Below are 12,642 nucleotides of genomic sequence, written 5' to 3'. Positions count from 1 at the left end.
CCCTATGTTTATTCATGGCATTTTAATACAGAATTTCCCACTTGTATTGGATTCGCCCTGTTTATCAATTAATATGCGCAACTAGTTGGTTTATTGAAAAATTGTAAGAAACGCTAGCATTTGGCTATCAAGATTTTTCCAAACTGTTAACGTGCTACAATTGAACTTGATATATGTCAACGAAGCGTAGTTTTATTGGGTGTCATTTACGTCTTAGCCTGTTATGTTGCTGTTAAAATGGTTAGGATGACAGCCGTTTTTGACACTGTCGGGTTCAGAGGGAAAGTGCCCACGACCAAGCTAATGATGTTGTTGACGTTGATGGAAAGTGCATCAAGAACGCAATTACGTACTTTAGTCATGTTACGCCGTCATGTTAATTTTCGACATGCACCAGGCTGGTCAGGGACTTTTGTACTTCCTGTTTCGATTTAGTTGGCAATTTAGGTAGCAAACATGCAGACCCCGCACATTCTTATTGTTGAAGACGAGTTGGTAACACGCAACACGTTAAAAAGCATTTTCGAAGCAGAAGGCTACGATGTCTTTGAAGCGACAGATGGCGCTGAAATGCATCAGATCCTTTCTGAAAATGATATCAACCTGGTGATCATGGATATCAATCTGCCGGGTAAAAACGGTCTTTTGCTGGCGCGTGAATTACGCGAACAGGCGAATGTCGCGCTGATGTTTCTGACGGGCCGTGATAACGAAGTCGATAAGATTCTGGGCCTTGAAATTGGTGCCGACGACTACATCACCAAACCGTTTAACCCACGCGAGCTGACTATCCGCGCGCGCAACCTGCTGTCCCGTACCATGAATCTGGGCACGGTTAGCGAAGAACGCCGCAGCGTTGACAGCTACAAATTCAACGGTTGGGAACTGGATATCAATAGCCGTTCACTGATTAGCCCGAACGGCGAGCAGTATAAGCTGCCGCGCAGCGAATTTCGCGCGATGCTGCACTTCTGCGAAAACCCAGGCAAAATCCAGTCTCGTGCTGAGTTGCTGAAAAAAATGACCGGTCGTGAACTGAAGCCACACGATCGTACGGTCGACGTAACTATCCGCCGTATTCGTAAACATTTCGAATCGACGCCGGATACCCCGGAAATCATCGCCACCATTCACGGTGAAGGTTACCGTTTCTGCGGTGATTTGCAGGAATAAGCCAGAATAATGATGAAAAAGCGGCACTAAGTGCCGCTTTTTTTATTTCCAGATGCGTAATTCTTCGTCACTCACTGGTTGCGGTATTTTCTTTGCCGAACCAGAAAGCGCATACCAGTCGATCTTGCGCGTCAACACCATCACTGCGCTCAGAGCGATAAACAAAACACCGGTGCCGAGCAACAGCGCATTATCTTCTGAGTTCAACAGGCTCCACATCACCGCATCAAGAACTAACAGTGCGAGACAAAACGACAAACCCGCACGCCAGCTTTTCAGTACGCCCTGTAAATAAACACCGTTTAGTAATGCACCAAGCAAGCTGGCAACTCCCCAGGCAATGGTGAATCCGGTATGTTCAGAAAGCGCCAGTAATACCAGGTAGAACATCACCAGCGATAGCCCCACCAGCAAATACTGCATCGGATGCATCTGCCGCGCGGTTAAACTTTCGAAAACGAAAAATGCCAGATAAGTCAGTACGATCAGCAAAATCGCGTATTTAACGGCTCTGTCGGTCAACTGGTACTGATCAGCGGGTGTAGAGATATTGACGCTAAAAGCAGGTAATTCCCAACTTTTGCTGACAGACAGCGCTCCGGCAGCTCGCATTTTGCTGTCCAGATTGTTGGCAAACCAACTACTTTGCCAGTGCGCCTGAAAACCACTGGCGCTCACCGTGCGTTGTTCCGGCAGAAAATCGCCCATAAAACCCGGATGCGGCCAGTCGCCATTCAGTGTCATCTCGCTATTTCGCCCCAGCGGCACCACGGAAAAATCACCGGTTCCGCTCAGACTAAACGCCATGGATAGCTTCAGCGATTGCTGCAAGTTCGCCATCGACAATGGCATATGCACGCCCTGCAGATCGCTTGCCAGCCCGGTTCCTGGCTCAACGCTGAGTGTCTCGCCATTTAACCTGGTGGTACGCAACTGACCAATACCGCGCGAATCACTCAACGCTAGAACAAGAAATGGCTCGCCGAGGGAGATATTTTCATCGGCTTTGATATCCAGCCGCTTTGGGTCGAACTCCGCGTTGATCTCAATGTCGCTGTGCCAGATTTGCCCATCATAAATGCCGATCTTACGGGTTTCGACCTGCTGTTTGCCGTTGACCATCAGCGATTCCGGTAACCAAAAACGCAGATAACTCTGTTTACGCCGCACCTCTTTGGGCGCCTCGTTGTCACTGGCTTTTTCCAGGGAAACCACCGTTTCGGTCACCGGGATGGCGATCAACGGCCCGATCAATTTTTGACTGCCAGCGCTACTCTGGCGCAGCGTATCCGTCACATCGTTACGATAATTCGCGCGTTCGCCAATTAAGCCGCTCAGCAGCGTCAGCGGGATAAGCAGAACACAAAGACAACCTGGCAGCGTTACCATTTTCCAGAACAGGGGGGATTTCAACATAGCCTTCTCCTTAGTGATGTGCGCAGAGTAGCGAGGCTATGTGTGAAGGATTTGAAGTTATGTGAAGTGTGGGTGAAGTGTCAGCCGGGCCTCGCAACCCCCTTGCGGGCGGTTCAGGACGCTAATATCACCATGATGTAGCCGTGCGACTTCCTGAACAAAAGCCAGCCCCAGCCCACTGCTTTTTTGCCCGTCGGCACGCGGCAGGGAGTAGAAGCGTTCGAAAACGCGCTGCAGTGCATAATCCGGGATACCTGAACCGCTATCGCTGACCGTTAACACCAGCGCTTCATCTTCCCGGCTGGCGCGTAACGCGACCACACCGCCAGGCGGTGTAAAATCAATGGCGTTATCCAGTAAATTGCCCAACGCCTGAGCCAGTAGTTCGCTATCCCCTGCCGCCACCGCATCTGCGGCGTCAATATGCAGAGTTAAGCCTTTCGCCGACAACACCACGCCGCGCTGCTCCTGCAACTGGCGAAAAAGCATACCGATGTCCACTGCCGCCAACGTAATTTCCAGCCGGTTTTCCAGTTTCGCCTGGTGTAACAACTTCTCAACCAGGGTCTGCATGCGGCTGTTTTGCGAAAGAATATTGTCGGTAAAACGTGTCACGACTTCTGGCGGCGGCCCTTCCCGCAAGATCTCCGCCGCGCCGCGAATGGCTGCCAGCGGGCTTTTCAGTTCATGCGTCAGGGCGTAAACATACTGCTCGATATAGTTTTTACCTTCCAGTTTCACACGCATACTTTCCAGCGCCTGCGCCAGTTTACGCAACTCACTGCTGCCAAGTTCAGGTAAAGGAACCGGGCGGTTTTCGGTGACCGAATCGGCGTAGCGCGCCAGCTTGCCAATCGAGCGATTTATCCACCAGACCATGACTGCACCAATGAGCAGCGCAATACCCAGCAGCGCGCCGCCAGCCCATAAGATCCGCCGCTCGCTGCGTTTAATCACCGGATCCATCGCGCTGTTTGGCTTACCCACGCTGATGACACCGATAATGCGACCTTGATCGGTCACCGGGGCGGCAACATACATCACCGTACTCTGCGGGTTACGGGCATCCGCCAGCGAGCTACGGGCGCCGTAATTCCCGCGCAGCGTCAGCCAGACATCATTCCAGCGTGAGTAGTCTTCACCCAGCGCTTTTCCAGACGAATCAAACACCACGCGCCCGGTGCTGTCGGTCATGTAGACGTGATACTCATTGCGCACTTTATGGATCCCGCTGATATGCGCATTGATTGGCTGGTGATTTAACGTCGAGAACGCCTGCGCCAGGCGGCCATCCTGTGCATGACCAGAACGTAAATCTTCGCGAGCCAGCTCCGCCAGCAGTGTCGCGGTATCAATAAGCGTACCTTCGGTGGCACGTCGTACGCCGGGTTTGATCTCCTGAACAAAGATCGACAGCACGAACCACGCGGCAACCGCCACGATCAGGAAATACCCCAGCAACAGGCGCATGCCAATGCGCATCAGCGGATCCCCAGGCTATAGCCCATACCGCGATGTGTATTGATAGGAGTGAGTTCAGCATTGATGGCGCGTAGCTTGGCGCGCAAAGTCTTGATATGAGTATCGACAGTGCGATCGAAACTCTCCTGAGCATCGCTCCAGACTTGATCCATCAATTGCTGGCGAGAAAAAACACGTCCTGGTGCCAACAGTAATGTTTTTAACAACAAAAATTCGTAGCGGGTCAGCAGCAGCGTTTCGCCGCACCAGCGAATAATCGCGGCGTCCTCGACCAACTCAAACTGGCCGATTCGCCGCATTTCATGGTGAAGAGATGCTTTTTGCAACCTGCGCAGCACAGTGCGTACCCTGGCACATACTTCGCGGGGAGAAAAGGGTTTGGCAATGTAATCATCCGCGCCCATCTCCAGCCCCAGCAATTTGTCGACTTCATCGCTGCGCGCGGTAAGAAACAGCACCGGCAACGCGGGTGCGCGCGCCAAGAGCCGCCGACAGAGTTCAAAACCGCTAATATCCGGCAGACCGACGTCCAGAATCGCCAGCTCCGGCAGCCGCTGCTGCGCCGCATCCAGCACCGGTAAACCTCGCTCAAACGCGGTGACGGCAAAACCGTCCTGTTGCAACATGTAAATCAACGTTTCAGCGATGCTGGCTTCATCCTCTACCAGCCAGATCAGCGGTTGCGGCGTAGACATTGGGCTTATTTACTCCAGGGAATGATGGGTACCGCGCTTAAGGCGTTTTTCGGCGATCCTTCGACCACTTTATCGGAATAAGCCAAATACGCCAGTGTGTTACGTTTCGCGTCATAAAAACGCACCACCTGCAATTTCTTGAAGACCAACGACGTCCGTTTCTGGAAAACCACATCGCCCTGCGCCTTACCGTTTTTGATCTTATCGCTCAACTCAACCGGACCAACCTGCTGGCAAGAGATAGCGGCGTCGGACGTGTCTTCCGCCAGCCCCAGCCCACCTTTGATGCCACCGGTTTTCGCCCGACTGATGTAACAGGTGACATTTTTCACGTCAGGATCATCAAACGCTTCGACCACGATTTTGTGATCCGGCCCAAACATTTTAAACACGGTATCCACGGAACCAATTTGTTCTGCATGAGCAGAACCCAGCGTGGCCAACATTACTGCAGGAAGGATTAACTTTGTATATTTCATATTGTTACCATTTTTGAATATTACGGTGAGCAACTATTCAGCTTTCAAATGAGAAACTGTTTGCAGATCACTAATTTACAAAATTTATGATGAAAATCAGTCACAATGCGTATTTGTGCACAAAAAAAACACCGAATGCTAAACACCTAAAAACCCGTTATTATCCGTTGCCTGATATCAGGCGTTAATGCTGTTTTAAGGAAGAGGATATTGTATGGATCAGGCTGGGATCATTCGCGACTTACTTTCCTGGCTGGAAAGCCATCTGGATCAGCCGCTCGCTTTGGATAATGTGGCGGCAAAAGCGGGCTATTCCAAGTGGCACCTGCAAAGGATGTTCAAAGACGTGACCGGTCATGCCATCGGCGCTTATATTCGTGCGCGTCGTCTGTCAAAATCCGCGGTTGCTCTGCGCCTTACTGCCCGCCCTATTCTGGATATTGCTCTACAATACCGCTTTGATTCGCAACAAACCTTCACCCGCGCTTTCAAAAAACAGTTTGCTGTCACTCCTGCGCTCTATCGCCGTTCACCAGACTGGAGCGCGTTTGGCATTCGCCCGCCGATGCGTCTTGGCGAATTTACCATGCCAAAACATGACTTTGTCACCCTGCCGCCAATGCACCTTATTGGCACCACTCAGAGCTATACCTGCGCGCTGGAGGAGATCTCCGATTTCCGTAATCAAATGCGCATTCAGTTCTGGCGCGAGTTTTTGAGCAATTCACCGAAGATTCCACCGGAAATGTATGGCCTGCATGAGCCGCGCCCAAGCCTGGAAAAAGATGACGAACAGGAAGTGTTTTACACCACAGCGCTAACGCCGGAGATGGCGAACGGTTATCTGAGCAACGCGCAGCCAGTATTGCTGGAAGGCGGCGACTACGTCTCCTTCGCCTATGAAGGTTCACCACACGGTTTTCAGGATTTCATCCTGACCGTTTACGGAACGTGCATGCCGATGCTTAACCTCACGCGCCGTAAAGGCCAGGATATTGAGCATTTTTACCCGCAGCATGAAGAGCCGCGCGCAGACGGTGAACCGCCATCACACATCCGCTGCGAGTATCTTGTGCCCATTCGCCGTTAACGCTGTAACTCATCCAACGCCGGGGCGTCCAGATGCGAGACGTCTCCTGCGGTTTCCACCACCCAGCCGGAAGCCAGCCACGGGCTCTGTTGATAATCAATACGGGAAATGGAGCAGTTGCGCAGACGCAGACGGCGTTCAGCATAAGCCGGAAGCCCAAGGATCGTGCTGACCAGACAGCCCAGTGCCATACCGTGACTGACCAGCAACGGGCGGCTCCCTTCGGGAAGATCCAGGCAGGTTGCCAGCGCCGCATGCATACGGTCGCTTAACTCCTGCATCGATTCGCCATCGGGAATGCGGCCATCGGCCGTGCCATTCACCAGTTGGCGACGCCAGCTCTCTTCTTCTTCAGTCAGGGAATCGATATGACGGCGTTCCAGCACGCCCATGTCCAGCTCGCGCAAACGCGGCTCAAAGGTGATGTCGCAACCGCAGACTTCAGCGATAATCTCAGCCGTCCGGCGGGTTCGGCCCAGATCGCTGGCAATAACGTGAGTAATGCCCAGCGCTTTTGCGCGCTCAGCGACCTGCCACGCCTGCTTCTCCCCTTTTTCGGTTAACGGACTGTCTGACTGGCCTTGAATACGACGCTCGGCGTTCCACTGCGTTTCACCGTGGCGAACAAGGTATACCTGTAACATGCTTTTTTATCCATTATACTGCGATGAATTTATTATCTGAGGAAGGTCTCTGTCCGGGGTAAAAGAACGCATCTCATTCCGAACATACCGTTATTGATTATGCACCATGTTGTCTCAGCTACCACAAATCCCGCGAAAATTCGGGCGATTCTGCACGCTTTTAACGAGATCTTCGGCGAAGGATCCTGCCATATAGACGCCGTTTCCGTCGATAGCGGCGTACCGGAACAGCCGTTTGGCAATGAAGAAACGCGTACTGGCGCACGAAATCGCGTGGCCAATGCCCGTCATGTGCGCCCCGAAGCGGATTTTTGGGTGGCGATCGAAGCCGGGATCGATGAAGGAAGTACCTTCAGTTGGGTGGTGATAGAAAGCGCTGATCAGAAAGGTGAAGCCCGCTCGGCAACGCTGCCGCTACCGGAGATCATTTTACAGAAAGTGCGCGCTGGTGAAGCGCTCGGGCCTGTCATGTCGCGTTATACCGGAATTGATGAGATCGACCGCAAAGAGGGTGCCATCGGCGTTTTCACCGCAGGTAAACTCACTCGCGAAAGCGTTTACCACCAGGCGGTGATTCTGGCGCTTAGCCCCTTTCACAACGCAATTTATCGCTGAGTATTCAGCAGCGTCTGCTCCAGCCATAAACGTAAATCAGCAGGCGCAGCTTTCAGGCTGTTGGAACCACGCGTAATGGTCGCGATACCTGCCCCCAGCTCGCTTTTCAGTTCACGCTGGCTCATCTCGCCGCGCAGCAGCTCTTCAATGATCCGCACTCTTGTGCCCAACGACTCGCGCTCATCGGGCGTAAGCATCAGGTTAAGCAATGGAATGTGCAGATCCTTTTCGTAAGATTGCCGGACCAGATCAACGAAGCGTTGCCACTCCTGATCGCGCTGTTCGGCCATCGCTGCGGAATAGGGTGATTGCTGAGTCATAATTAGCCGCCATGTTAAAGGTTTACCGATGTGTACTCTTTAGCGAGTACACATCATAGCATAAACCACAGAAATCAATAACGGCGCTGCCATTCAGCATCATTAAACACTACCGGCTTATCTCCGTTCAGGAAATAGCGGTAATAAGCATCATAAGCCAGCACGTTTTTCACATAGCTGCGCGTTTCCGAGAACGGGATGCTCTCAATAAACGCCACCGCATCCAGTTTGCCGCCGCTGTTATTCAACCAGCTGCGCACCCTTCCCGGCCCGGCGTTATAGGCTGCCGACGAGAAAATACGGTTATTGCCAAACTGCTGATAGACATATTGCAGGTAGCTGGTGCCGATGTTGATATTCATTTCCGGATCAAATAATTGGCCGGAATTGCTGTAGCCCGGAATATTAAACATCTTCACCGTGTGCGTGGCGGTACCCGGCATAATCTGCATTAAACCTGCCGCGCCAACCGGGGAGCGCGCCGTCGGGTTCCAGGCACTCTCCTGGCGAGATATCGCCATCGCATAGCTTTGCGAAATCCCTTTTCCACTGGTGTAGCGGGCATAAAGATCGCTATACGCCAGCGGGAAACGCTCTTCAAGTTGATCCCACAACTTGCCGGCAATCGTGGCCTGCACGCTCAGATCCCACCAGTGTTGATTAAAAGCATAACGCGCCAGTTGCGCCTGCTCTTGCTGAGTTCGGCTGGTCACCAGATTCGCCCACTCGCTGCGCGCGGTGTTATCCAGCCCCCAGTACATCAGTTCACGAACGCGCGCCATTTCTGCGCCCTGCGTTAGCGTCGTGGAGACATTTCCCTGCGCTTTGTCTATCTGCATAGAGTAATCTTCACCCAGCCGCTGCGCAGCGGCCATCGGGTAAAAACCGCGCTGCTTCATCAGGGCGTGAAGGATCTCTTTGGCTTCATCCTCGCGTCCGCGCTCAAGCAATAAATCCGCCTGCCAGTAGCGCCACTCGTCTTTCTCTTTTGCGTCCATCGGCAAGCGCGAAAGCCAGGTATTCAGCCCACGACGATCGCCGTTGCCAATCGCCATACGCACCCGACGCTCCAGCAAAGAGACCGATTGCGAGCGCATAATCGCATCATCGCGCCAGCGCGCCTGATCGCTGGTGACGTCATTGCCCATCAACCGCCATGCGACAATATCGCGCAGCGTCTGGGTTTGTTCCTCATTCAACTGCTGCGCCTGCACCAGCGACGGGATCATCAAGCGCGCATTTTCCACATCCTGACGCGCTACGCTTTCAAAGGCTTCCGCAGCCATCTGACGGGTAAAATCCGTTGCGCCGGTGGTGGTGGCAAAGGACATCACGCTCAATGGATTGTTGGCAAGATTAATGATAGCCGCCGAAATGGTTTGATAATCAGGCGGCATCTGCCCGGCCAGCAGCGTGACCAGTTTGGTATTACCCGCTTTCATCGCCAGGCGAATACGCTCCAGAAAGGCGAGTGGATCCTGTTTCCCGGAAGCGCGCCATGCGCCAAATAGCTGATCGCACGCATTAGGCTGGCTTTTGCCGCTTAACCACAGCTCTTTCGCGCCAGCCCATGCTTCATCGGCCTGGCCGGTATTCCACTTCGCAAAATAGTAGTTACATTGCGCTTCGGTTGTAGCGGGTTTCTCCGGGCTGAACGCCAGCAGACCACGCCAGTCTTGCCGACGGGCCAGCTCATTAACAAAGCGAGATTTCAGCGTGCGCGCCGCCGGTAGCGTCGGGTTGGCCTGCACAAAGTTAGTCACCGTAATGGCGGGTTGATTCATCAGATCGTCGGTAATCTGACGATATTGCAGGTAGGGGTAAAGCGGATAGGTTTGGAGCGTGGGCAGCAGTTGCTGCACCACGTCCATCTGTTTGTTGTCCCATGCGTTTTTTATCTGCGCGTAACGGTTACGTTGTTCATCCAGTGAATCTGCTCGCGCCACATTGCTGAGGGACAGCAAACAAACGCAGGCCGCCGCGAATCGCCAGGCGGCATGTTTAGCTCTCTGCACAGCTCTTTCCTCTTATCTGTCACGTTTTTGCAGCGTCATGCCGCGTAATGCGTTAATGCTAACCGGGCAACTCGTAACGCGCCACGTTGCGCACACTTTTTTACCTTTCTGGCGTGATTTAACACACCCGTCGCGGCTGGCTGGGATTAAGCCGCGAAAACGGCTACACTCCGCTGTTGAATACCACTCTCATTACAAAGAGGCGAAGTCCAACGTGGCTCAATTCGTATATACCATGCATCGTGTCGGCAAAGTTGTCCCGCCGAAACGTCATATTCTGAAAAATATCTCGCTAAGCTTCTTCCCGGGCGCAAAAATCGGCGTGCTGGGTCTTAACGGTGCCGGTAAGTCTACCCTGCTGCGCATCATGGCCGGCATCGATACAGACATCGAAGGTGAAGCCCGCCCGCAGCCTGGCATTAAGATCGGTTACCTGCCGCAGGAACCGCAGTTGAACCCGGAGCAGACCGTACGTGAATCGGTTGAAGAAGCCGTATCCGAAGTGGTCGAGGCCCTGAAACGTCTGGATGAAGTGTATGCGCTGTATGCCGATCCAGAAGCGGATTTCGACAAACTGGCGGCAGAACAAGGCAAGCTGGAAGAGATTATCCAGGCGCATGACGGTCATAATCTGAATGTGCAACTGGAACGCGCCGCCGACGCGCTGCGCCTGCCGGACTGGGATGCAAAAATTGCCAATCTTTCCGGTGGTGAACGCCGTCGTGTCGCGCTGTGCCGTCTGCTGCTGGAAAAGCCGGACATGCTGCTGCTCGACGAACCCACCAACCACCTGGACGCCGAGTCCGTTGCCTGGCTGGAGCGCTTCCTGCACGACTTCGAAGGCACCGTGGTGGCGATTACCCACGACCGTTACTTCCTCGATAACGTCGCCGGTTGGATCCTCGAACTAGACCGCGGTGAAGGTATTCCGTGGGAAGGCAACTACTCTTCCTGGCTGGAGCAGAAAGATCAGCGTCTGGCGCAGGAAGCCTCTCAGGAAGCGGCCCGTCGTAAATCTATTGAGAAAGAGCTGGAGTGGGTGCGTCAGGGTACGAAAGGCCGTCAATCTAAGGGCAAAGCCCGTCTGGCGCGCTTTGAAGAACTCAACAGCACTGAATATCAGAAACGTAACGAAACCAACGAACTCTTTATTCCACCGGGACCTCGCCTGGGCGATAAAGTGGTTGAAGTCAGCAACCTCAGTAAATCTTACGGCGATCGCCAGCTGATTGATGGCCTGTCATTCTCCGTGCCGAAAGGCGCGATTGTCGGCATTATCGGCCCGAACGGCGCAGGTAAATCCACGCTCTTCCGTATGATGTCCGGCCAGGAGCAGCCTGATGGCGGCACCATTACGCTGGGTGAAACCGTCAAACTGGCCTCGGTTGATCAGTTCCGCGACGCGATGGATAACAGCAAAACCGTGTGGGAAGAAGTTTCCGGCGGGCTGGACATTATGCGCATCGGTAACACTGAAATGCCAAGCCGCGCGTACGTAGGCCGCTTCAACTTTAAAGGCACCGACCAGGGTAAACGCGTGGGCGAGCTGTCCGGCGGTGAGCGCGGTCGTCTGCATCTGGCAAAACTGTTACAGGTTGGCGGCAACATGTTGCTGCTTGACGAACCGACCAACGACCTGGATATCGAGACTCTGCGTGCGCTGGAAAACGCCCTGCTTGAATTCCCGGGCTGTGCGATGGTTATCTCGCACGACCGCTGGTTCCTTGACCGTATCGCCACCCACATTCTGGATTACCAGGACGAGGGCAAAGTGGAGTTCTTCGAAGGTAACTTCACCGAATACGAAGAGTATAAGAAACGCACGCTGGGCGCGGATGCGCTGGAGCCGAAGCGTATTAAGTACAAACGTATCGCCAAATAAGCCGAGACAAAAGCGAATGGGGAGACCCATTCGCTTTCCTCCCAAACGCTCAGCGAAATCCTCTGTAATAAGCGCATAAAAAAGTTTATTTGTTTTTATACTATCTTCGCCGCGATCCAGAGGCAGATGCATTCATTGCAGAAATAATCTAAAACTAAAATCCTGAATAAAACCCACCCCATAGAATAAGCATCCAGCAATTTCATTTTAACAGACTAATGCTTTTAGTATTTGCCATTTTGTCTCTATATTGCTTAACGCTAAGACCAGACGCTAACATGATACTCATTACCTTAGTTAATAAATGAACGCATGGTTATAATTAATGCATATCATTACGGAAGATGTTTTTCTTAAAAACGGATTACAGACATTTATTAAGCAAAAAGAAATAACACTGGATAGTAACGATGTTATTTTAGATTTTGATAATAACTTTATTATTATCACTACATTATCGACACTGAACAGAATAATAAAAAACGACAATGCATTTGAATGTTACTTATTGCATTCATTTTTGAAAATTAAAAAAGATACAAAACTAACCGAAATATTCCACACGTTAAAACATAAATCGTGGCGAAATAAACAAGGTCAGGAATTGAAAATTACGTTAACACAAAAAGAGAGAATGCTGCTTAGCCATATTATTAGTGCAGGTAACAAGAAAAGCAGGCTAATTCACAGTGGGCTGGATATCAAAACGGTCAGTACGCACAAATATAATATGTTAAAAAAGGTGAATCAGCCGTCAATCGCCGCGCTGACGCAGGTGCATAACCGTTGGGAGAACTTTCGTAATCAACCTGCAAACTAACCGATATACAG

13 protein-coding genes are annotated in these 12,642 nt (G+C 52.2%); 5 read left to right on the top strand and 8 right to left on the bottom strand.

All coding sequences use genetic code 11. The annotated features are described in order from the left end of the window. Positions 1–221 precede the first annotated feature (221 nt). A complete protein-coding gene (yjjY, locus tag IP581_RS03385) occupies positions 222–362 on the bottom strand; it encodes a YjjY family protein (RefSeq protein WP_086870418.1) in 141 nt (46 codons plus the stop codon). A 94-nt stretch (positions 363–456) separates the two neighbouring features. Here yjjY and arcA point away from each other — a divergent pair, with 94 nt between their 5' ends. Continuing rightward, positions 457–1,173 (top strand): two-component system response regulator ArcA, encoded by a 717-nt coding sequence (arcA, locus tag IP581_RS03380; RefSeq protein WP_003856501.1) that lies wholly within the window; start codon positions 457–459, stop codon positions 1,171–1,173. Between the two features lie 42 nt (positions 1,174–1,215). On the opposite strand, the gene creD is transcribed toward arcA, so the two are convergent. From creD to creA, 4 genes are read right to left on the bottom strand one after another with little or no spacing between them, the layout of a single operon-like run. After that, a complete protein-coding gene (gene creD, locus IP581_RS03375; protein WP_193821761.1) occupies positions 1,216–2,589 on the bottom strand; it encodes a cell envelope integrity protein CreD in 1,374 nt (457 codons plus the stop codon). A gap of 57 nt (positions 2,590–2,646) precedes the next feature. After that, positions 2,647–4,071 (bottom strand): two-component system sensor histidine kinase CreC, encoded by a 1,425-nt coding sequence (gene creC / locus IP581_RS03370; RefSeq protein WP_193821760.1) that lies wholly within the window; start codon positions 4,069–4,071, stop codon positions 2,647–2,649. Further along, positions 4,071–4,766, bottom strand: coding sequence for a two-component system response regulator CreB (creB, locus tag IP581_RS03365; RefSeq protein ID WP_193821759.1), 696 nt, complete (start codon positions 4,764–4,766; stop codon positions 4,071–4,073). The genes creC and creB overlap by 1 nt, the downstream gene beginning before the upstream one ends. A 5-nt stretch (positions 4,767–4,771) precedes the next feature. Then, positions 4,772–5,245, bottom strand: a complete 474-nt coding sequence (gene creA, locus IP581_RS03360; RefSeq protein WP_086870410.1) for a protein CreA — start codon at positions 5,243–5,245, stop codon at positions 4,772–4,774. Positions 5,246–5,459: 214 nt separating this feature from the next. On the opposite strand from creA, the gene robA reads away from it, so the two are divergent. Next, positions 5,460–6,335, top strand: coding sequence for an MDR efflux pump AcrAB transcriptional activator RobA (robA, locus tag IP581_RS03355; RefSeq protein WP_086870408.1), 876 nt, complete (start codon positions 5,460–5,462; stop codon positions 6,333–6,335). On the opposite strand, the gene gpmB is transcribed toward robA, so the two are convergent. Beyond that, a complete protein-coding gene (gene gpmB / locus IP581_RS03350; protein ID WP_017457855.1) occupies positions 6,332–6,979 on the bottom strand; it encodes a 2,3-diphosphoglycerate-dependent phosphoglycerate mutase GpmB in 648 nt (215 codons plus the stop codon). The genes robA and gpmB overlap by 4 nt on opposite strands. 99 nt (positions 6,980–7,078) lie before the next feature. Between gpmB and yjjX the strand changes: the two genes are divergently transcribed. Next, positions 7,079–7,594 (top strand): inosine/xanthosine triphosphatase, encoded by a 516-nt coding sequence (gene yjjX / locus IP581_RS03345; RefSeq protein ID WP_193821758.1) that lies wholly within the window; start codon positions 7,079–7,081, stop codon positions 7,592–7,594. Here yjjX and trpR read toward each other — a convergent pair. Both trpR and sltY read right to left on the bottom strand, forming a co-directional pair. Beyond that, complete coding sequence (trpR, locus tag IP581_RS03340; protein WP_017457853.1) at positions 7,585–7,914, bottom strand: trp operon repressor; 330 nt, start codon at positions 7,912–7,914, stop codon at positions 7,585–7,587. The two genes, yjjX and trpR, sit on opposite strands and share 10 nt — an antisense overlap. A 74-nt stretch (positions 7,915–7,988) precedes the next feature. Further along, positions 7,989–9,929, bottom strand: coding sequence for a murein transglycosylase (gene sltY / locus IP581_RS03335; RefSeq protein WP_193821757.1), 1,941 nt, complete (start codon positions 9,927–9,929; stop codon positions 7,989–7,991). A 214-nt stretch (positions 9,930–10,143) separates the two neighbouring features. On the opposite strand from sltY, the gene ettA reads away from it, so the two are divergent. Next, on the top strand, positions 10,144–11,811 hold the full coding sequence (gene ettA / locus IP581_RS03330) for an energy-dependent translational throttle protein EttA (protein ID WP_097401222.1): 1,668 nt from the start codon (positions 10,144–10,146) through the stop codon (positions 11,809–11,811). Positions 11,812–12,136: 325 nt separating this feature from the next. After that, the gene (locus tag IP581_RS03325; protein WP_193821756.1) at positions 12,137–12,631 is read left to right on the top strand and encodes a response regulator transcription factor; all 495 of its coding nucleotides are present in this window, start codon (positions 12,137–12,139) and stop codon (positions 12,629–12,631) included. Positions 12,632–12,642 lie beyond the last annotated feature (11 nt).

Source organism: Kosakonia pseudosacchari (assembly GCF_015167415.1).
Classification (GTDB): Bacteria; Pseudomonadota; Gammaproteobacteria; order Enterobacterales; family Enterobacteriaceae; genus Kosakonia; species Kosakonia pseudosacchari.
The sequence above is the reverse complement of the archived record's forward strand: the minus strand, read 5'-3'. Positions and strand labels throughout refer to the sequence as shown.